Annotated in this window: 19 protein-coding genes and 1 pseudogene; 9 read left to right on the top strand and 11 right to left on the bottom strand. The window is 69.7% G+C overall.

The genetic code is table 11. The features are described 5' to 3' along the window. Window positions 1-240 precede the first annotated feature (240 nt). Together phbB and gluQRS are read right to left on the bottom strand one after the other, a co-directional pair. Window positions 241-981: an acetoacetyl-CoA reductase gene (gene phbB, locus FHW12_RS10765; RefSeq protein WP_182531038.1), complete on the bottom strand. Its 741-nt coding sequence runs from the start codon at window positions 979-981 to the stop codon at window positions 241-243. Window positions 982-1,051: 70 nt separating this feature from the next. Continuing rightward, complete coding sequence (gene gluQRS, locus FHW12_RS10760) at window positions 1,052-1,969, bottom strand: tRNA glutamyl-Q(34) synthetase GluQRS (RefSeq protein WP_259393004.1); 918 nt, start codon at window positions 1,967-1,969, stop codon at window positions 1,052-1,054. A 282-nt stretch (window positions 1,970-2,251) separates the two neighbouring features. On the opposite strand from gluQRS, the gene htpX reads away from it, so the two are divergent. Continuing rightward, a complete protein-coding gene (gene htpX / locus FHW12_RS10755; protein WP_182531036.1) occupies window positions 2,252-3,133 on the top strand; it encodes a protease HtpX in 882 nt (293 codons plus the stop codon). Between the two features lie 163 nt (window positions 3,134-3,296). Here the strand turns inward: htpX and FHW12_RS10750 are convergent, their stop codons facing one another. Both FHW12_RS10750 and epmB read right to left on the bottom strand, forming a co-directional pair. Then, complete coding sequence (locus FHW12_RS10750) at window positions 3,297-5,369, bottom strand: EAL domain-containing response regulator (RefSeq protein WP_182531035.1); 2,073 nt, start codon at window positions 5,367-5,369, stop codon at window positions 3,297-3,299. Between the two features lie 164 nt (window positions 5,370-5,533). Continuing rightward, window positions 5,534-6,538, bottom strand: a complete 1,005-nt coding sequence (epmB, locus tag FHW12_RS10745) for an EF-P beta-lysylation protein EpmB (protein ID WP_182531034.1) — start codon at window positions 6,536-6,538, stop codon at window positions 5,534-5,536. A gap of 149 nt (window positions 6,539-6,687) precedes the next feature. Between epmB and efp the strand changes: the two genes are divergently transcribed. From efp to folE2, 7 genes are all read left to right on the top strand, one after another. After that, window positions 6,688-7,254 (top strand): elongation factor P, encoded by a 567-nt coding sequence (gene efp / locus FHW12_RS10740; RefSeq protein ID WP_182531033.1) that lies wholly within the window; start codon window positions 6,688-6,690, stop codon window positions 7,252-7,254. Between the two features lie 188 nt (window positions 7,255-7,442). Further along, window positions 7,443-8,762, top strand: a complete 1,320-nt coding sequence (locus FHW12_RS10735; RefSeq protein WP_182531032.1) for a TRZ/ATZ family hydrolase — start codon at window positions 7,443-7,445, stop codon at window positions 8,760-8,762. Then, window positions 8,737-9,324 (top strand): DUF6438 domain-containing protein, encoded by a 588-nt coding sequence (locus FHW12_RS10730; protein WP_182531031.1) that lies wholly within the window; start codon window positions 8,737-8,739, stop codon window positions 9,322-9,324. The genes FHW12_RS10735 and FHW12_RS10730 overlap by 26 nt, the downstream gene beginning before the upstream one ends. A 5-nt stretch (window positions 9,325-9,329) precedes the next feature. Further along, window positions 9,330-10,028 carry a bifunctional 2-polyprenyl-6-hydroxyphenol methylase/3-demethylubiquinol 3-O-methyltransferase UbiG gene (gene ubiG, locus FHW12_RS10725; RefSeq protein ID WP_182531030.1) on the top strand — a complete coding sequence of 233 codons (699 nt, stop codon included), beginning with the start codon at window positions 9,330-9,332 and terminating at the stop codon, window positions 10,026-10,028. Further along, complete coding sequence (locus tag FHW12_RS10720) at window positions 10,025-10,687, top strand: HAD family hydrolase (protein WP_182531029.1); 663 nt, start codon at window positions 10,025-10,027, stop codon at window positions 10,685-10,687. Before ubiG ends, FHW12_RS10720 begins: the two co-directional genes overlap by 4 nt. Beyond that, window positions 10,687-11,517, top strand: a complete 831-nt coding sequence (locus tag FHW12_RS10715; RefSeq protein WP_182531028.1) for a hypothetical protein — start codon at window positions 10,687-10,689, stop codon at window positions 11,515-11,517. Before FHW12_RS10720 ends, FHW12_RS10715 begins: the two co-directional genes overlap by 1 nt. A 133-nt stretch (window positions 11,518-11,650) precedes the next feature. Next, on the top strand, window positions 11,651-12,595 hold the full coding sequence (gene folE2, locus FHW12_RS10710) for a GTP cyclohydrolase FolE2 (RefSeq protein WP_182531027.1): 945 nt from the start codon (window positions 11,651-11,653) through the stop codon (window positions 12,593-12,595). A 49-nt stretch (window positions 12,596-12,644) separates the two neighbouring features. Here folE2 and dxs read toward each other — a convergent pair whose 3' ends face one another. Continuing rightward, entirely contained in the window at window positions 12,645-14,540 is a 1,896-nt protein-coding gene (dxs, locus tag FHW12_RS10705) for a 1-deoxy-D-xylulose-5-phosphate synthase (protein ID WP_182531026.1), read from the bottom strand. Between the two features lie 188 nt (window positions 14,541-14,728). On the opposite strand from dxs, the gene FHW12_RS10700 reads away from it, so the two are divergent. Next, entirely contained in the window at window positions 14,729-15,634 is a 906-nt protein-coding gene (locus tag FHW12_RS10700) for a right-handed parallel beta-helix repeat-containing protein (protein WP_182531025.1), read from the top strand. 197 nt (window positions 15,635-15,831) lie between these two features. Here FHW12_RS10700 and FHW12_RS21600 read toward each other — a convergent pair. From FHW12_RS21600 to FHW12_RS10670, 6 genes and pseudogenes are all read right to left on the bottom strand, one after another. Next, window positions 15,832-15,909: pseudogene (locus tag FHW12_RS21600) on the bottom strand (hypothetical protein); the annotation flags it as partial. A 15-nt stretch (window positions 15,910-15,924) separates the two neighbouring features. Continuing rightward, window positions 15,925-16,518 carry an HNH endonuclease gene (locus tag FHW12_RS10690; RefSeq protein WP_182531024.1) on the bottom strand — a complete coding sequence of 198 codons (594 nt, stop codon included), beginning with the start codon at window positions 16,516-16,518 and terminating at the stop codon, window positions 15,925-15,927. A 131-nt stretch (window positions 16,519-16,649) separates the two neighbouring features. Further along, entirely contained in the window at window positions 16,650-17,141 is a 492-nt protein-coding gene (locus FHW12_RS10685; RefSeq protein WP_182531023.1) for a GNAT family N-acetyltransferase, read from the bottom strand. Between the two features lie 35 nt (window positions 17,142-17,176). Further along, the gene (locus FHW12_RS10680) at window positions 17,177-17,632 is read right to left on the bottom strand and encodes a DUF6691 family protein (protein ID WP_182531022.1); all 456 of its coding nucleotides are present in this window, start codon (window positions 17,630-17,632) and stop codon (window positions 17,177-17,179) included. After that, window positions 17,629-18,048, bottom strand: coding sequence for a YeeE/YedE family protein (locus FHW12_RS10675; protein ID WP_182531021.1), 420 nt, complete (start codon window positions 18,046-18,048; stop codon window positions 17,629-17,631). Before FHW12_RS10675 ends, FHW12_RS10680 begins: the two co-directional genes overlap by 4 nt. 15 nt (window positions 18,049-18,063) lie before the next feature. Then, window positions 18,064-19,854, bottom strand: coding sequence for an acyl-CoA dehydrogenase C-terminal domain-containing protein (locus FHW12_RS10670; protein ID WP_182531020.1), 1,791 nt, complete (start codon window positions 19,852-19,854; stop codon window positions 18,064-18,066). Between the last annotated feature and the right edge of the window lie 49 nt (window positions 19,855-19,903).

Raw genomic sequence — 19,903 nt, 5'->3', positions numbered from 1 at the left:
GTGATGCGGCGCACCAGTTGGGGATGCTGCGCAGCAAAGGTCGCATGCCGACCCCGCTCCGGCTTCGCGGACGCGACCTTCCTCGTACCCTTCCGGAGGGCGTCGAATAAGCGCATCCGACGCCTCAAGGGCAAGCAAACCGGGCCAAGCAGGCATCCCTGCGCCGCTGCCCGTTCGACATCCTGTCTCACCTGGCGATGCGCGTATCCGACGCCGGAGGGCGTCGGATAAGCACGCACATCACCAACCCATGTACTGGCCGCCGTTGATCGCGAGGTTCGCGCCGGTGATCCAGCGCGCCTGGTCGTTCGCGAAGAAGCCGACCGCGTAGGCGATTTCGTCGGGCTCGCCGAGGCGACCGATCGGGATCTGCGCGACGATCTTCGCGCGTACGTCCTCGGGCACGGCCATCACCATGTCGGTGCCGACGTAGCCCGGCGACACGGTGTTCACGGTGATGCCGAACTTCGCGTTCTCCTGCGCGAGCGAGATCGTGAAGCCGTGCATGCCGGCCTTCGCGGCCGCGTAGTTGGCTTGGCCGTACTGGCCCTTCTGGCCGTTGATCGAGCTGATCTGCACGATGCGGCCCCACTTGCGCTCGCGCATGCCGTCGATGACCGGGCGCGTCACGTTGAAGCACGAGCCGAGGTTGGTCGCGATGACTTCCTGCCACTGCAGCGCGTTCATCTTGTGGAAGGTCGTGTCGCGCGTGATGCCGGCGTTGTTGACGAGGATCTCGACCGGGCCGAGCTGCTTCTCGACGTCGCGCACCATCGCCTCGGCGATCGCGGCGTCGGCGACGTCGCCCTTCGCGAGCGCGAAGTCGAAGCCGTCCTTGCGCTGGGCGTCCTGCCACGCCTTCGCCTTCGCCTCGTCACGGTAGTTCGTGGCGACCTTGTGGCCGAGCTTGGCGAGGTGTCTGCAGATGGCGGTGCCGATACCGCCGGTGCCACCGGTGACGAGGGCGACGCGTGCCGTCATGACATGTACTCCATTTCGAAAGGGTGGAGCGGGAGGCGCGCGAGGCGCCTGTCGCGATTGTGCCTGAGCCTCACGAGGTTGCATTGCGCGCTGCCGCAAACGCGGGTGGAGCCGTCGCCGTGCGTGGAATCCGCAGCGCATCGAACTCGCGTGAAGCCCGCGACAATAACATGTGCACATTGCGTTCCGTCGACGCGGGCTGGCCGAGGAAATGCAGCGCCGCGCGCAACGCCGGCAGCGGATCGCGCGCGTCGACCGCGAGCGCAGCCTCGTGCTTGCTGAGCTTGCGGCCGTCGGCGCCGAGGGCGAGCGGCAGGTGCGCGTAGGTGGGTAGGGGAAATCCGAGCAGGCGCTGCAGCAGGATCTGTCGCGGCGTCGAGTCGAGCAGGTCGGCGCCGCGCACGACTTCGCCGATGCCCTGCGCGGCGTCGTCGACGACGACCGCGAGCTGATAGGCGCAGGCGCCGTCGGCGCGCCAGATCACGAAGTCGCCGACCTCGTGCGCGAGGTCCTGGTGCTGCGCGCCCTGCACGCGGTCGTCGAAGCCGATCCGTGCCGAGCCGACGTGGAGGCGCCAGGCGGGCGAGCGGTCGCGCGCGGGCGCGACGCATGCGGGCGGATGGATGCCGCCGAACGGCTCGAGGTCGGTGCGGCTGCACCAGCATCGGTAGGCGTGGCCGTCGCGCTCGAGGCGGGCGAGCGCCGCGGCGTAGAGCGGCGTGCGAGCGCTCTGCGCCACGACCGGCTCGTCGCCGGCGAGGCCGAACGCGTCGAGCGCGGCGAGGATGCCCGCGGCCGCGCCGGCGACTTCGCGTTCGCGGTCGAGGTCTTCCATGCGCACGATCCACGATGCGCCCGCCGAACGCGCGAACAGCCAGCTGCCTAGCGCGGCGACGAGCGAGCCGAAGTGCAGGCGCCCGGTCGGCGACGGCGCGAAGCGGCCGCGCGCCGCCGTCACGGCGAACCCGTCGCGTGTTTCGCGGTCCAACACGGACTCCCGGATGCGCGGCGAAAGCGATAGGCTTCCAAACGCGGCGGGCGCCCCCATCTGGGAATTTCGAAGGATCCCGGCGTTCCCGTGGCACCCGGACGTGCCGCCCGCGATCCGGCGCGCGAGCGGCGGATCGGTGCAAGCGCCTTCCGGCGCACGCCGGGAACGCCAGGCCGGACAGCGGCGCGGAACGCCGCCGTCCAGTTGAGCAACAACGCGATCGGCGCCCCCATGCGGGGCCGATGCGGAACCCGACCGTAGTCGACATCGAGGAAGGCCATGCTGCGCATCGTACTGTTTGTCCTGACCAACCTGGCGGTGATGGCGCTGTTGACCATCGTCGTGAAGCTGACCGGGCTCGACGTCTACGCCTACCGCCGCGGCGGCCTCAACCTGTCGGGCCTGCTGATCATGGCTGCGGTGATGGGCATGGGCGGTTCGTTCATCTCGCTCGCGATGTCGAAGTGGATGGCGAAGATGTCCGTCGGCGCGCAGGTGATCACCCAGCCGCGCAACCCGAGCGAGCAGTGGCTGCTCGACACGGTGCGCTCGCACGCGCAGAAGGCGGGCATCGGCATGCCTGAAGTCGCGATCTACGACGGCCCCGAGATGAACGCGTTCGCGACCGGCATGTCGAAGAACAGCTCGCTCGTCGCGGTGAGCACCGGCCTGTTGCAGAGCATGGACCGCGAGCAGGTCGACGCCGTGCTCGGCCACGAGATCACCCACATCGCCAATGGCGACATGGTGACGATGGCGCTGCTGCAGGGCGTGCTCAACACCTTCGTGATCTTCCTCGCGCGCGTGATCGGCACGCTGGTCGACCGCGCGATCAGCGGCAACCGCGACGGCGGTGGCGGCGGCTTCGCCTACTTCGCGATCGTGATGGTGCTGCAGCTCGTGCTCGGCCTGCTCGCGTCGCTGATCGTGATGGCGTTCTCGCGCTGGCGCGAGTTCCGTGCCGACGCCGGCGGCGCTCGCCTTGCCGGCCGTGGCGCGATGATCTCCGCGCTCGAGCGCCTCGACGCCAACCACGGCGAGTCGACCCTGCCGAAGGCGATCCAGGCGTTCGGCATCTCCGGCGAAGGCGGCATCGCGCGCCTGTTCATGAGCCATCCGCCGATCGCCGAGCGCGTCGCGGCCCTGCGCGCGGCCGCCTGATCGGACGCAGCGGGAGCGGCTCAGCCGCGATGCCTTGCTCCGGTGGCTGCGTCATCGAAACGCATCGCGGCCGAAGCTGCCGCGAACGCAGCCGTCGACGATCGCTGCGGGAACGAAAAAGGCCCGGAATCCCGGGCCTTTTTGCTCGCGACACGGCGGGGCGTCACGCCGCGGCGTGGCTGAGGATCTTCTCCGGTTCCTGTAGGAAATTGCCCTGCACGAAGTTGACGCCGCAGCTGAACAGGATCGACATGCTCGCCGCGTCTTCGACGAACTCGGCGACCGTGAGCTTGCCCGCGTGGTGCGCCTGGTCGCAGATCTCCTTGATCTTCTCCTGGTTTTCCTTGTGCTTGGGCAGCTCCGCCATGAAGTTGCGGTCGATCTTCAGGTAGTTGACCGGGATGTGCTTGAGCAGCTGGAACGAGTTGAGGCCGGAGCCGAACTGTTCGAGCGCGAAGCCGCAGTGGATCTGCTCGAGTCCCTTGGCGAACGCGCGCGCCGGCTTGAGGCTCGTCACGACCTTGCTCTCGGGCATCTCGAACACGAGCGAGTCGCCGCGCTGGCGCGCGGTCTTGAGCTGCTGCGCGACCCACGGCAGCAGGGTCTGGTCTTCGAGCGACTGCGGCGTCAGCTTCACGAAGAACGTGGTCTTGTGGCCCGAGCGCTCGCGTTCGGCGATCGCGCGGATCGCGTTCGCGATGACCCAGCGGTCGATCGCCGGCATGCGGCCGTTGCGCTCGGCGATCGGCAGGAACTGCGCCGGCGGGATCTCGCCTTTCGGGCCGGCCATGCGCAGCAGGATCTCGTAGTAGTCGCCTTCGGCACCGTGCAGGCTGATGATCGGCTGGTAGTACAGCACGAAGCCATTGTGCGCGAGCGCGTGGTCGATCGCCTCGAGCCAGCGGCGCGTGCTCTCGACCGCGGCCTTGTCCTGCTCGGACGGATCGATCACGTTGAGGCGGTTGCCGCCTTCGTTCTGCGACGAGCGCAGCGCGGTCATGGCGCTGTTCATGACCGCGGACGCGTTCGCGTTCTTCTCGCCGAGCAGCGCGCCGCCGATGCTCATGGTCAGGCTGATCGACTGCTTGCCGACCTCGAAGATCTTCTCGCCGAACGCGTTGCGCAGCTTCTCGCCGAGCTTGCGCGTCGCGTCGACGTCGTGCGCGGGCAGCAGCAGGCCGAAGGTGTGCTCGGACACGCGCCCGGCGACGAGGTCTTCGCCGGCGTGCCGGCGCAGCATCGTCGCCATGTCGCCGAGCAGCACGTCGGCGTTGCCGAGCCCGACCGTGTCGAGCACCTGCTTGAAGTTGTCGGGCTCGAGCAGCAGCAGTGCCTGGTCGGTCTTGCCGTTGGCCGCGCGCGCGACCGCTTCCTCGAGCTGGGTCATCAGGTACTGGCGGTTGTACAGGTCCGTGACGAGGTCCTTCTGGCGCATCGCCTCGAGTTCCTGCGTCAGGTTCGGATCCACCGTCTGCAGGCGGAACGTGATCTGCTGGCAGGGCTCGCCCTCGTAGCTCGCCTCGGTGAACTCCATCGTCGCGTCGAACGTCGATCCGTCCGAACGCTGCGCCTTAAGGTTGAGGCGCTGCGGCGGCTTCTCGCCCTTGGAAAGGCGCTTGAGCAGCGACTTGAAGTCGTCGGCGTCCTGCGACGCGATCATGTCGAGGATCGACATGCCCTCGACGTCCTCGAACTCGTCGAAGCCGAACATCTCGAGGTAGGCCTTGTTCGCGCGCACGTGCATGCCTTCGTGCACGAAGGCGATCGGGTCGCGCGAGGAATCGAGCAGCGCCTCGCAGCGGCGTTCGGATTCGCGCAGGCTCGCCTCGAGGCGGCGCACGCTCCGGCGCATCGTCAGCGCCTCGAACTCGCGCCGCACGATCATCTGCACGTGCTCGTGCGAGTCGCGCAGCATCATCGCGCGCGCGCCTTCGCGGAACGCCTTGACGATCGCCGCTTCGGTCACGCCGCGGCCGAATGCGATCAGGGTGATGTCGCGCCCGCCGCGTTCGGCGAGCTCGTGCACGCGCTGCAGCGGCAGTTCCTTGCAGTTGAGGTCGGCGATGATGAGGTCGGGCGTCTGCTGCTCGAGCGCGGCTTCCAGCTCCGCCTCGTTGCTCGCGCGCGCCGGCCGCACGGCGATGCCGCCGTTGCGCAGGATGCTGATGGTCTGTTCGGCGTCGTCGACCGAGTCGTCGACGAGCAGCAGCTTGATGATGTTGTCGGATCGGGTCATCGGGGCGGCGGATCGGGTGCGGCGGTGGTGGGGCCTGCCGGCTCCGCGCCTGGGGCACGCGTTGCGACGGAGTTTCCGGAGGTGCGAGCCCACGGACGGCTGGTTGTTATTTACCGGATTCGGCTATTCATTTCCATGGGCCGTTCATCGGCCTTGCAACAGGCTTACAACGGGGTCTTGGACGGTTCACCAGCGACTTCGCGCACGAGCCGCGGCACGAGGTAGCCGGGCAGGCGCCGGCGCAGCGCATCGACCAGCGCCTGCGCCCGCGCGTCCGGGACCTCGAAATGCGCCGCGCCGGCGACCCGGTCGAGCTGGTGCAGGTAGTACGGCAGCACGCCGGCCGCGAACGAACGTTCGGACAGCCCGGCGAGGACGTCGACGTCGTCGTTGACCCCGCGCAGCAGCACGGCCTGGTTGAGCAGGGTGGCACCGGCGTCGCGCAGGCGCGCGCACGCGGCGTCGACGCCGGCGTCGATCTCGGCCGGGTGGTTCGCGTGCAGCACGACCACGCGCTGCAGTGGCAGCGCCGCGAGCCAACGGTGAAAATCGGTGTCGACGCGCTCCGGCAGCACGATCGGCAGGCGAGTGTGGATGCGCAGGCGGCGCACGTGCGGGATCGTCGCGAGCGCGTCGCCGAGCTCGGCGAGCTTGCCGGTCGACAACGACAGCGGGTCGCCGCCGGACAGGATCACCTCGCCGATCGAGCGGTCCGCACGCAGGTGCCCGACGGCTTCGCTCCAGCGGTTCGCCGCCGCAGTGTCGTCCGCGTACGGGAAATGGCGGCGGAAGCAGTAGCGGCAATGCACCGCGCACGAGCCGGTCGCGACGAGCAGCGCGCGCCCTTCGTACTTGTGCAACACGCCGTTCGCGCTGCGCGCGGCGAGGTCGCCGACCGCGTCGCGCGTGAAGCCGGGTACCTCGCCGAGCTCGGCCGCCTGCGGCAGCACCTGGCGCAGCAGCGGGTCGTCGGCGTCGCCGTGGCGCATGCGCGCGACGAAGCCGCGCGGCACGCGCAGCGCGAAGCCGGTATCGGCCGCGGGCAGCAGCTCGCCGGCCCGCTCGGCGAGGCCGAGCAGGGCGAGCAGTTCGCGCGGGTCGGTGACGGACTCGCGCCAGAGCTGCTGCCAGCGCACAGGCTGCGCCGGCAGCCGGTTAGCAGGTATCATGGGCGGATACGTCCGATGCGTTCGGTCGCAGGAACCGTCCATTGTAGCCGGTTTTGCCGAACGCCCTTGCCGACGATCGCGTCCGGAGTCCACCCGGCCCCGCGTTCGCCGGCCCGGGCGCCCCCGACAACATCCAGCAGGAGTGACCCATGGCCAGCTATGGCATGAACGACGTCAAGAACGGCCAGAAGATCATCGTCGACGGCTATCCGTGCACGATCGTCGACACCGAGTACGTGAAGCCGGGCAAGGGCCAGGCGTTCACGCGCGTGAAGTACCGCAACCTCAAGACCGGCCGCACCGTCGAAATGACGATGAAGTCGACCGACTCGGTCGAGGCCGCCGACGTGATGGATACCGACATGGAGTTCCTCTACGCCGACGGCGAGTTCTGGCACTTCATGCATCCGGACACGCACGAGCAGATCGCCGCCGACAAGAGCGCGGTCGCCGACGCGGCGAAGTGGCTCAAGGGCAACGAGGTGTGCATCGTCACGCTGTGGAATGGCGCGCCGCTGACGGTGACGCCGCCGGTGTTCGTCGAGCTCGAGATCACCGAGACCGATCCGGGCGTGCGCGGCGACACCTCGGGCGGCGGCGGCAAGCCGGCCACGCTCGAGACCGGCGCGGTCGTGCGCGTGCCGCTGTTCGTCGGCCAGGGCGAGAAGATCAAGGTCGACACGCGCACCGGCGAATACATGTCGCGCGTGAAGTGAAGCAGGACCGTCCAGCCGCTCGCGGCTGGACGGGAGGGCGTCCGTCCGCAGCGTGGACGGACTCGTGAGGACGGCGCTGCGCGCCTCGTGAGAACGGCAGCGCATCTGGCGAGCGAGTCCGCAGGACGGGCGACCTCACGAGGCCGCGCCAGCGGCCGACCCAACCCTCTCGCGATGCAAGGGCCGTCATGCAACCCATCGATCTCCTCATCGAAGCCCGCTGGGTCGTCCCGGTCGAGCCGCACGGCGTCGTGTTCGAGCACCATGCGGTCGCGGTCGACGGCGGGCGCATCGTCGCGTTGCTGCCGGTCGCCGACGCACGCGCGCGCTACGTGCCGCGCGAGCGCGTCGTGCTCGACGAGCATGCGCTCATCCCCGGCCTCGTCAACGCGCATACGCACAACCCGATGACGCTCATGCGCGGGCTCGCCGACGACCTGCCGCTGATGCGCTGGCTGCAGGAGCACATCTGGCCGGCCGAGGCGAAGGCGATCGGGCCCGAGTTCGTGCGCGACGGCATCGAGCTCGCGGTCGCCGAGATGCTGCGCGGCGGTACCACCTGCTGCAGCGAGAACTACTTCTTCCCCGACGTGCAGGCGGCCACCTACCGCCGCCTCGGCTTCCGCGCGATGGTCGGCCTGCCGATCATCGAGTTCCCGAGCGCATGGGCGGCGACGCGCGACGAATACTTCGACCGCGGCCTCGCCGTGCACGACGAATTCCGCGGCGAGCCGCTGCTCGGCACGAGCTTCGCGCCGCACGCGCCGTACACCGTGTCCGACGAGAGCTTCGAGCGCATCCGCCTGCTCTCCGACCAGCTCGACCTGCCGGTGCACCTGCACCTGCACGAGACCGCGCACGAGGTCGAGGACGCCAAGCGCGAGCGTGGCGCGCGCCCGTTCGCGCGCATGCAGTCGCTCGGCATCGTCAACGACCATCTCATCGCCGTGCACATGACCCAGCTCACCGACGCCGAGATCGCCGCGTGCGCGGAGGCGGGCGTCGCGGTCGTGCACTGTCCCGAATCGAACCTCAAGCTCGCCTCGGGCTTCTGCCCGGCCGAAAAGCTCCGCCGCGCGGGCGTCAAGCTCGCGATCGGCACCGACGGTTGCGCGAGCAACAACGACCTCGACATGTTCGGCGAAATGCGCACGGCGGCGCTGCTCGCCAAGGCCGTCGCCGAGGACGCGAGTGCACTCGATGCCGCGAGCGCGCTGCGCGCGGCGACGCTCGGCGGCGCGTTCGCGCTCGGTTGGAGCGAACGCGTCGGCAGCATCGAGGCCGGCAAGCAGGCCGACCTCGCCGCGGTGCGCCTCGACGACATCGAGACGCAGCCGCTCTACAACGTCGTCTCGCAACTCGTCTACGTGACCGGCCGCCAGCAGGTCAGCGACGTCTGGATCGCGGGTGCGCGCAAGCTGCGCGATCGCGTGCTGCCCGACGTCGACCTCGGCGAGGTGCGCGAGAAGGCGCGGCGCTGGCGTGAGCGAATTGCGGGCGCGGCATGAAATTCCTTTGTGCGAGGGCGGTGCAATGAAGGGAGCTGGATTCATCGTCGCATTGCTGGCTCCCATCGGTTTCGCACATGGCGCGAAGCAGCCCGCAATAACTGACGGACCGGCGATCGCACTCATGCGCTACGCGTGTCTCGGCCCGTGCCCAGCCTATTCGGTTACGGTCGATGGCGACGGGCACATCACGTACATGGGCGAGTCCAATACGGGTGCGCTCGGCGTGCGTACTGCGAAAATTGATGCGGCGGACTACGCGGAGCTCATCCGGTCGCTGAGTGCTTTGACGTCGTATCAGGACAGCTACCAGAACGAGAGCGACGGCTGCGAAGCGCGCTGGACGGACCATTCGCACTTCATGATCGCACTGCATTCCGCGACCGCGAACAAACAAGTCCGCGTCGATCTAGGCTGCGAAGGCAAGCGCGTGCAAGCCGACATTGAGGCCCTCACCAAACTCGCCAAGCGCATCGACGATTCGCTCTCGACTGACCGCTGGACGAGCTATTCGACGCAAACCGGCGGCTACCTTGCGGGTATGTCCGAGCCGAAGGAGTGAGCGGTATGACGAACGTCAACGCCGCCGAAACCGCGAAGTTCGACCGCCTCGCCGCGCGCTGGTGGGATCCGGACGGCGAATCGCGACCGCTGCACGACCTCAACCCGGTGCGCTTCGCCTACGTCGCCGAGCGCGTCGCGCTCGACGGCGCGCGCGCGCTCGACGTCGGTTGCGGCGGCGGCCTGCTCAGCGAGGCGCTCGCGCGCGCGGGCGCCAACGTCACCGCGATCGATCTCGCGCCCGCCGTGCTCGACGTCGCGCGCCTGCACTTGCACGAAAGCGGGGTGAAGGTCGACTACCGCGAGGTCGCGGTCGAGGCGCTCGCCGCGGACATGCCGGGCGCGTTCGACGTCGTCACGTGCATGGAGATGCTCGAGCACGTGCCCGATCCGGCCAGCGTGATCCGCGCCTGTGCGACCCTGCTCAAGCCGGGCGGCACGCTGTTCCTGTCCACGCTCAACCGCACGCCGTTCGCGTTCGGCGCGGCGATCCTCGGCGCCGAGTACCTGCTGCACCTGCTGCCGCGCGGCACGCACCAGTACGCGCAGTTCCTGCGCCCGAGCGAGATCGCGGGCGAACTGCGCGCGAACGGCCTCGTGCTCGACGACCTGCACGGGCTCGCCTACAACCCGCTCACGCGCCGCGCCTGGCTCACCGCGAACGTCGCGGTGAACTACCTCGCCTGCGCGAGCAGGCCCGCATGAGCGCTGCGGCGCCGCGCGCGCTGTTCTTCGACCTCGACGGCACGCTGGTCGATTCCGCACCCGATCTCGTCGCCGCCGTGCAGGCCCTGTGCGCCGAACTCGGTGCGCCGCCGCCGGACGCGCAGGCGGTGCGTCGCGTCGTCTCCGCGGGCGGCCGCGCGATGCTGCGCCAGGGCTTGCCCGGCGCCGACGACGCGATGATCGACCAGTGGCTGCCGCGCTTCCTCGACATCTACTCGGTCGCGATGACCGTGCACACGCGCCTCTACGACGGCGTCGCCGAAGTACTCGACCGGCTCGAGGCGAACGGCGTCGCCTGGGGCATCGTCACCAACAAGCCGGGCTGGCTCGCGCGGCCGATGCTCGAGCAGATGCAGTTCCATCGCGGCGCGGTCGCGCTCGTCACCGGCGACTGCCTGCCCGTGCGCAAGCCCGATCCCGCGCCCGTGCTGTTCGCCTGCGAGCAGGCCGGCATCGACCCGCAGTCCGCGGTCATGATCGGCGACGACCTGCGCGACGTGCTCGCCGGGCGCGCCGCGGGCACGCGCACGATCGCTGCGGCGTGGGGTTACCTCGACGGCGGCGACCCGCATGCATGGGGCGCCGACCTCGTCGTCGATCAACCGCTCGGCCTGTTGTCCGCGCTCGGGCTCGCCTGATGGACGACGCGTCGCGCGACGTGCCGCTCGCGAGCTTCGAGGCGAAGTGGGCGAGCGCATGTCCGGAATTCGAGCTCGCGCTGACCTTCGTGCCGGCCGCGCTGCGCGTGCCGTACGGCGCGTTCGCGTGCATCGGCTACGAGATCGAGCATGCCGCATTCGGCATCCGCGAAGCGCAGCCGGCCGCGCTGAAGCTGCAGTGGTGGGCCGAGGAATTCGCGCGCACGCGCGACCGCAGTGCGCGCCATCCGCTCACGCAGGCGCTCGCCGCGCTGCCCGGCGTCGCCGTGGCGTCGCTCGCGCAATGGCAGGACGTCGTCGTCGGTGCGTTCGCGCAGCGCGATCCCGAGCCGGCCGCGGACGCGGCTGCGCTGTTCGACGCCTACGCCGCGTTGTATCGCCCACTCGCGATGATCGAAGCCGCCCTGTTCGCACCGCTCGACGCGGCGACGCTCGCGCATGCACGCGCGCTCGCGCGCGCGGTGCGGGAGACCGCGACGCTCGGCGACGCGCTGCGCGACGGCCGCCTGCCCCTGCCGCTCGACCTGCTCGCGCGGCATCGGCTCGCGCGCGGCGACCTCGCCCACGCATCGCCTGCGCAGGCCGCGGCTTTGCGCGACTGGCTCGGCGTGCTGCGTGCGCGCCACGCGACGCTCGAAGCGACGAATGGCGGGCCGCTCGCCGCGGCGGGTGCGAGCGCGGACCGCTGGCGCCTGCGCTCCGCCGCCGCAGCCGACGATCCGCTCGCCGCGCTGCAGGCCGCGATGACGCGGTTGCCGCTGCGCGCCTCGTGGGCCGCATGGCGAGCGGGACGGCGATGGGCGCGCTGACTTCGCGCCGTCGGCACGGCGAGGCCATCGGGCAGGCCGGACGGGAGTCCGGCCTGCTGCTAAGCTATTGAACGTCCTGCGTGAAGACCCCAGCTCGTGGCGACGCATCCTCGCATCGCCGCCCGACCCGACCATGTCCATGACGCCCGAACCGCAGCGCCTGCTGCCCGACATCGCCAGCGAAGTACAGGCCGGTCATGCCGGCGCGCTCGACGGCGTCGGCATGCAGCGCATCCAGATGCCCGTGCTGCTGCTCGGCGCCGACGGCCACGCGCAACGCGCGAGCGCGCGCGTCGACGCGTTCGTCAACCTCGCGCGCGAGGACGCGCGCGGCATCCACATGTCGCGCCTGTACCTGCACCTCGATCGCCACCTTTCGGCCGAGCCGTTGACGCCGGCGAGCCTGCGTCGCCTGCTGCGCGATTTCCTCGAGTCGCACGCGGGCCTCGCCGATCGCGCCTGGGTGCGCGTGCGCTACGAGCACCTCGTGCGGCGTGCCGCGCTCGCCAGCGCGCACAGCGGCTGGCGCGCGTATCCGGTCGAGCTGCGCGCGAGCCTGCAGGGCGGCGAGTTCGCGCTCGAACTCGGCCTCGAGGTGCAGTACTCGAGCACGTGCCCGGCCTCGGCCGCGCTCGCGCGCCAGCTCATCCAGGATCGCTTCGCCGCCGATTTCGACGGGCGCGGGCCGCTGCAACGCGACGCCGTGCTCGCCTGGCTCGGCCGCAGCAGCGGCATCGTCGCCACGCCGCACAGCCAGCGCAGTGCGGCGACGCTGCGCCTGCGCCTCGTGCCCGGCTTCGAGCTGCCGGTCGAGGACTTGATCGATCGCGTCGAGCGCGCGCTGCAGACGCCGGTGCAGACCGCGGTCAAGCGCGAGGACGAGCAGGCGTTCGCCCTCGCCAACGGCCAGAACCTCATGTTCTGCGAGGACGCCGCGCGACGCATCCGCCGCATGCTCGACGCCGACGAGCGCATCGCCGACTACTGGCTGCGTGCGGAGCATTACGAAAGCCTGCATCCGCACGATGCGGTCGCGATCGCGACCAAGGGCATCCCCGGCGGCTACGCCACGTCGTAGCGGTTGCGCGCACGCGGTAGCGCGGCAAAAAGCCCGAAACGCGAGTCCCTCAACCCGCGCTGCGCAGCGGGGGAGCGAGCGTGAGGTCGGGGAAGCGGCGGCGGATCGACGCTTCGATGCCGGCGGCGTCGAGTCCGTCGCTCGCGAGCAGTTCTTCGCGGCTCGCGTGCTCGAGGAAGCGATCCGACAGGCCGAGGTGCAGCATCGGCACGGTGATGCCGTGCGCGGCGAGCGCTTCGGCGACCGCGCTGCCGGCGCCGCCCAGGATCGCGTTGTCCTCGGCCGTGACGAAGGCCGCGTGCGATTTCGCGAGTTCGAGCAGCAGCGCCTCGTCGAGCGGCTTGACGAAGCGCATGTTGACCAGCGTCGCGTCGATCGCGTCGGCGACCTTCGCGCACGGCGCGACCATCGCGCCGAAGGCGAGCACCGCGATGCCGCGGCCGCGACGGCGCAGGTCCGCCTTGCCGACCGGCAGCGGCAGCAGTTCCTTCGAGACGGCGGCACCCGTGCCGCTGCCGCGCGGGTAGCGCACGGCCGCCGGACCCTGGTGCAGGAAGCCGGTCGTGAGCATGCGGCGGCACTCGTCCTCGTCCGCGGGGGCCATCACGACCATGTTCGGGATGCAGCGCAGGTACGAGAGGTCGAAGCTGCCCGCGTGCGTCGCGCCGTCGGGGCCGACGAGGCCGGCTCGGTCGATCGCGAACAGCACGTCGAGATCCTGCAGGGCGACGTCGTGGATGAGCTGGTCGTAGGCGCGCTGCAGGAAGGTCGAGTAGATCGCGACGACCGGCTTGGCACCTTCGCAGGCCATGCCTGCGGCGAGCGTGACCGCGTGCTGCTCGGCGATGCCGACGTCGAAGTAGCGCTGTGGAAATTCCTTCGAGAAGCGCACGAGACCGGAGCCTTCGCGCATCGCCGGCGTGATGCCGTAGAGGCGTTCGTCGGCGGCCGCCATGTCGCACAGCCAGTCGCCGAAGATCTCGGTGTAGCTCGGCCTCGACGCGCCGCCCTTCTTGACGACGCCGGCTTCGGGATCGAACGGACCGACCGCGTGGTATTCGATCTGCTCGCGCTCGGCCGGCGCGTAGCCTTTGCCCTTGGTCGTGATCACGTGCAGCAGCTGCGGCCCCTTGAGGCCCTTGAGCGTGCGCAAGGTGGAGACGAGCTGCGGCAGGTCGTGTCCGTCGATCGGACCGGTGTAGTGGAAACCGAGTTCCTCGAACAGCGTCGACGGCACGAACATGCCTTTCGCGTGTTCCTCCCAGCGCTTGGCAAAGCGCCAGAGGAAGCCGCCGCGCTTCATCATCTGCTTGCCGCGCTCGCGGATGTTGTTGAGCGTGCGGCTCGCCATCAGGCGTGCGAGCATCTTGGTCAGCGCGCCGACGTTCTCGCTGATCGACATCTGGTTGTCGTTCAGGATCACGAGCAGGTCGGGTTCGACATCGCCGCCGTGGTTGAGCGCCTCGAACGCCATGCCCGCGGTCATCGCGCCGTCGCCGATCACGGCGACGATCTTGCGCGGGTCGCCCTTGCGCTGCGCGGCGATCGCCATGCCGAGCGCGGCCGAGATCGACGTCGACGAATGGCCGACGCCGAACGTGTCGTATTCGCTCTCGTCGCGCTTCGGGAACGGCGCGACGCCGTCCTTCTTCTTCACCGTCGTGATGCGGTCGCGGCGGCCGGTGAGGATCTTGTGCGGGTAGCCCTGATGGCCGACGTCCCAGACGAGGCGGTCGACCGGCGTGTCGTACAGCCAGTGCAGCGCCACGGTGAGCTCGATCACGCCGAGGTTCGCGCCGAAATGACCGCCCGAGGTCGACACCGACTCGATCAGGTACGCGCGCAGCTCGCGCGCGATGTCGCCGAGCTCGGATTCGGGGAAGGTGCGCAGGTCCGCCGGGGTTTCGATGCGGGCGAGGCGGGGATAGCGCTGCGGGTCGATCATGGGAACGCCAGTGTTCAAGCGTGATATTGTCGGCTACCGGCGTTTTTACGGCAAGAACGGGCTGAAATCGGGCCATTGCGCTGCTGACCGGCGCCCCCGCCGACACACGTGATTCCTGCCGAAGGCGGTGGAAGGGGCACCGTCGCGCCGGCCCCCGGGCCAGGCCCGCACCAGTGGGAGATCACGTCATGTGCAGCATGCGGACGCTCAAGGCGCTCGTCGTCTCGTCCATTTTTATCCTTGTCGCTTCGACCGCCCATGCGCAGACGCGCACGTGGGTCTCCGGCGTCGGCGACGACGTCAACCCGTGCAGCCGCACCGCGCCGTGCAAGACGTTCGCGGGTGCGATTTCGAAGACGGCCGCCGGAGGCATCATCAATGTGCTCGACCCCGGTGGCTTCGGTGCCGTCACGATCACCAAGGCGATCACGATCGAGGGGCCGGAGAAGTGGGGTGGCATCCTGAACACGCTCGTCAATGGCGTGATCGTGAACGCAGGCGCGAGCGACACGGTCGTCCTGCGCGGCCTTTCCATCGACGGCGCGGGCAGCGGCACGAATGGCGTGCGCTTCCTCGCCGGCGGCAAGCTCGTGATCGAGGATTGTTACATCGCCGGCTCGGCGACCGGCGTCGACTTCGAGCCGAGCGGCAATTCGAAGCTCGAGATGCTCGACACGACGGTCAACAACACCACCGCGAACGCAGTGCTGGTGCAAGCGGGCGCGAGCGGCAACGCCTCGGCGAGCATGGAGCGCATCAAGCTCACCAACGGCGCATTCGGCCTGAAGGTGGGCAAGGGCGTGGTTTCGGTGAAGGGGGCGATCGTCAGCAACATGTCGACGACGGCCGTGAAGGCGACCGCATCGACCGCGGTCGCCCAGATCACGCTCGTCGACGCGCTCGTCAGCGACAACGGCGGTGGCGTGAATGCGGCTGGCGCGCTCGGCAAGGTGTTCCTGTCCGATTCGACGATCACCAACAATACGGTCGGCGTGTCGAACGCGACCGGCGGCGCGGTGACTTCGTTCGGCAACAACAACATCGCCGGCAATGCCACCGACGGCAGCCCGTCGTCGACGATCGTCCAGCACTGAGGCCGATGCGGTGCGCGCAGGGTGCAACCCCGCGCGCATGCCGGGTCGCGCTCAGCGCGTACGGCCGCGCATGCGGATGTGGCGGGAAGCCTCGTTGGCTTCGCGCAGGCGTCGCGCGTGCGCGAGCAGGTCGCCGGCGTGAGGATGCCGACCATCGCGTGCGGTGCCTGTGCCGCGACGACGATCACGCGACCGACGTTCTCCGCGACCATGTGATCGGCTGCCTCGCGCAGCGAATGGTCTTCGCGCACGACGATCGGCGCGCGCCGCACCATGTCGCCGACGCGATGCTACTGCGGACGACGATCGCGCGGCAGGTGGTTGACCAGGAATTCCATCTGGTCGGCGAGGATGTTGCGGTTCGACAGGATCAGGTGCTCGACCCAGCTCGGCCGGTACGGCACCGCGAGCAGCGGCATGCCCGCCTGCTGCGGCGTGCGGTTGCCCTTCCTCACGTTGCACGACCAGCAGGCGGTGACCACGTTGACCCAAGTGTCGCGGCCGCCCTTGGAAACCGGCTGCACATGGTCGCGCGTGAGTTCGCCGCGGCTGAAATGCTCGCCGCAGTAGAGGCAGAGCATGCGGTCGCGCGCGAACAGCGCGGCATTCGTGAGCGCGGGCGCGGGATCGATCGCGTGCGGGCGCACGTGGCCGGTGCTGGCGACGATCGGGTGCAGGTCGAGCAGGCTCTGTTCGCCGCTGCGCTGGTTGTAGCCGCCGTGGATCGTCAGGCACGGGTCGCCGAGGGTCCAGGCGACCGCGCCGCGCACGTACAGACACACCGCGTCCTGCCAGCTCATCCAGTCGAGGATGCGCCCGGTGGAGTCCAGGGACAGGACGCGGGTGCTATGGATGTCGCCGGAAGTTCTGACTTCCGCAAGCATCGTGACCTCCGTTCTCGTGCACGAAACCGGTGGCATGCCCTCGCCGTGCGGGTCGTGGGCCGCCGCGAGCATAGAACAAAAGACAGATGGCGGGAAATTGACCGCTTCGTGAAACGGATGCAGGGGACCGTTCAGCGGAGTGGTTTGGCCATGCGCAGCACGTCGACGCCGTAGCCGTGCCGCTCGTACAACGCGCGGGCGCGCGTGTTGCCGGGGAACACGGCGAGGGTCAGGTGGCGGCAATGATGCGCGCGCGCCCAAGCGTCGGCGTACGCGAGCAGGGCGCCTCCGATGCCCTGGCCGTCGAAGCCGGGCGCGACGGCGAGATCGGAAATGTGGCAGTTCTGCGCGGAGGTGAAGTAGTCGGTCAGCACTTGCAGGTGCAGGAACGCGACGCGCTCGCCGTCCTTGTTCTCGGCGACGAATACGTGCGAGCCGGGCGGCTGTTCGGCGAGGTGGCGTTCGATGTCGCTGCGGATGCCTTGCGCGCATTCACCGCGCCGGCGCCAGGGCGGCAGCTCGAATTCGACGAAACGGCCGACCAGGCCGAGGATGAAATCGTCGTCATCGGCGGCGGCGAGGCGGATCGACAGGTCGGTGCGGACGTCGGGCGGCGAAATCATGCAGCGGTTCGGCGAACGATCGGCTGCAGCGGATGTTACGCCGCCGGCGGCTTTTCGTCGCCGGGGGCCGTGCCGGGGCGACCGGCGAGCGCGCGCTGGATCAGCAGGCCGGTTAGCATCGCCGGCACGAACCACAGCGCTTCGACCGACCCGGCGCCGAGGCCGGCCAGCGCCGGACCCGGGCAATAGCCCGCGAGGCCCCAGCCGATACCGAACACGGCGGCACCCGCGACGAGCGGTGCGTCGATGCGGCGCGACGCGGGCAAGCGGAACGCGTCGGCGAACAGCGGATGCGCGCGCGCGAGCACGAGGCGGAACGCGACGAGGGTGGTCACGACGGCGCCACCGAGCACGAACAGCAGGGTCGGGTCGAATTCGCCGGCTACGTCGAGGAAGCCGAGCACGCGCCGCGCGTCGGTCATGCCGGAAATCGCCAGGCCGACGCCGAACAGCGCGCCGGACGCGAGCGCGGAAAGGACGGCACGATTCATGGCAGGAGATGCCGCACGACGTACGTCGTCGCCATCGCGGTCGCGACGAAGGTCAGCACCGCCGCGAGCGAGCGCGGCGACAGGCGGCCGAGGCCGCACACGCCGTGGCCGCTCGTGCAACCGTTGCCGAGGCGCGTACCGAAGCCGACCAGCAGGCCGGCGACGACGAGCATGGCGCGCGGGAAGTCCGTGCGCGGTTGCGGCGCGCCGGGAACGAACAGGATGCACAGGCCGGCCGCGACGACGAGCCCGGCGAGGAACGCGATGCGCCAAAGCGCATCGCCCAGCCGCGGGCGCAGCACGCCGTCGACGATGCCGCTGATGCCGGCGATGCGCCCGTTGGTCCACAGCAGCAGCGTCGCCGCGAGGCCGATGAGGATGCCGCCGCCGAGCGCGGCGGGCCAGTTCGCGATCATCGCCTGCTCCGCGCCTCAGCCGAACTGCGCGTCGGCGAGTTCGAGCAGGTTCGCCGCACCGCTGCGCATCGCGGCCGCGTGCGCCTGCGTGCGCGGCAGGATGCGCGCGTAGTAGAAGCGCGCGGTCGTGCGCTTGGCCGCCTTGAAGTCGGCGGCGTGCGCGGATGTGTCGGCGGCGGCGACGCTGCGCGCCCACAGGTAGGCGAGTGCGACATAGCCCGAATAGAACAGGTAGTCGTAGGCGGCCGCGCCCATTTCCTCCGGATTCGCGGCCGCGCGCTTGCCGAGTTCGAGCGTGATCTCGCCCCATTCCTTCGCCGCCGCGCCGAGCGGCGCGACGAACTCGGCGAGCGCGGCGTCGGCGGCGTGCTTCGCGCAGAACGTGCCGATCTCGGCGAGGAAGTGCTTGAGCCCGACGCCCTGCAGCTGCATGACCTTGCGGCCGAGCAGGTCGATCGCCTGGATCTGCGTCGTGCCTTCGTACAGGGTCGTGATGCGCGCGTCGCGCGCGAACTGCTCCATGCCGTGCTCGACGATGAAGCCGTGCCCGCCGAACACCTGCAGCGCGTGGTACGTGCATTCGATGCCGGTTTCGGTGAGCAGGCCCTTGACGATCGGCGTGAGGAACGAGACCAGGGCTTCGGCCCGTTCGCGTTCGGCCGGGTCGGTCGAATGCTTGGCGATGTCCTCCTGCAGGTACGCGTACAGCGCGAGTGCACGTTCGCCTTCGGCGAATGCCTTCTGCGTGAGCAGCATGCGGCGCACGTCGGGATGCACGATCAGCGGATCGGCCGGTTTGTTGGGGAATTTCGCGCCCGACAGCGAGCGCATCTGCAGGCGATCGCGCGCGTAGGCGAGCGCGTTCTGGTACGCGCGTTCGGTCAGGCCGAGCCCCTGCAGGCCGACCGCGAGGCGCGCGGTGTTCATCATCGTGAACATCGCGGCGAGGCCCTTGTGCGGCTGGCCGACGAGCCAGCCTTCGGCGCCGTCGAAATTCATGACGCAGGTGACCGAGCCGTGGATGCCCATCTTGTGCTCGATCGACCCGCAGGCTAGCGCGTTGCGCTCGCCGACGCGGCCGTCCTTGCCGACCTTGAACTTCGGCACGAGGAACAGCGAAATGCCCTTCACGCCCGCGGGCGCGTCCGGCAGACGCGCGAGCACGAGGTGCAGGATGTTGTCGACGAAGTCGTGCTCGCCCGCGGTGATGAAGATCTTCGTGCCGCTGACGCGGTAGCTGCCGTCGCCGGCGGGTTCCGCGCGCGTCTTGAGCAGGCCGAGGTCGGTGCCGCAATGCGGTTCGGTCAGGCACATCGTGCCGGTCCAGGTGCCGGCGACGAGCGGCTTGAGGAACACCTCGCGCTGCCAGTCCTCGCCGTGGTGTTCGAGCGCGGACGACGCGCCGTGCGAGAGCATCGGGTAGTTGCCCCACGACAGGTTCGCCGAATCGACCATCTCCTTGAGCGCCGCGCCGAGCGTCTCGGGCAAGCCCTGGCCGCCGAATTCGGTCGCGGCGGTGAGGCCGATCCAGCCGCCATCGACGTACTTCGCGAACGCGTCCTTGAAACCCTTCGGCGTGCGCACGCTCTGCGTCGCCTTGTCGTAGCTGCAACCTTCGGCGTCGCCGCTCTGGTTGAGTGGCGCGAGCACCTGTTCGGCGAACTTCGCCGCTTCCTCGAGCACGGCATCGACGACGTCGCGCGTCGCATCCTCGCAGCCGGGCAGGCGCGCGTAGGTGGTCGTGACGTCGAGCACGTCGTGCAGCGCGAAGCGCAGGTCGGCGAGCGGGGCGGTGTAGCGGCTCATGGGCGGCGTTCCTTGATGGTGCTTCGCGCAACGCGGGCCGAAGCGGGGC

It is taken from the genome of Dokdonella fugitiva (assembly GCF_014138265.1).
GTDB classification, from domain to species: domain Bacteria; phylum Pseudomonadota; class Gammaproteobacteria; order Xanthomonadales; family Rhodanobacteraceae; genus Dokdonella_A; species Dokdonella_A fugitiva_A.
This window is presented reverse-complemented; position numbering and strand designations above follow the sequence as displayed.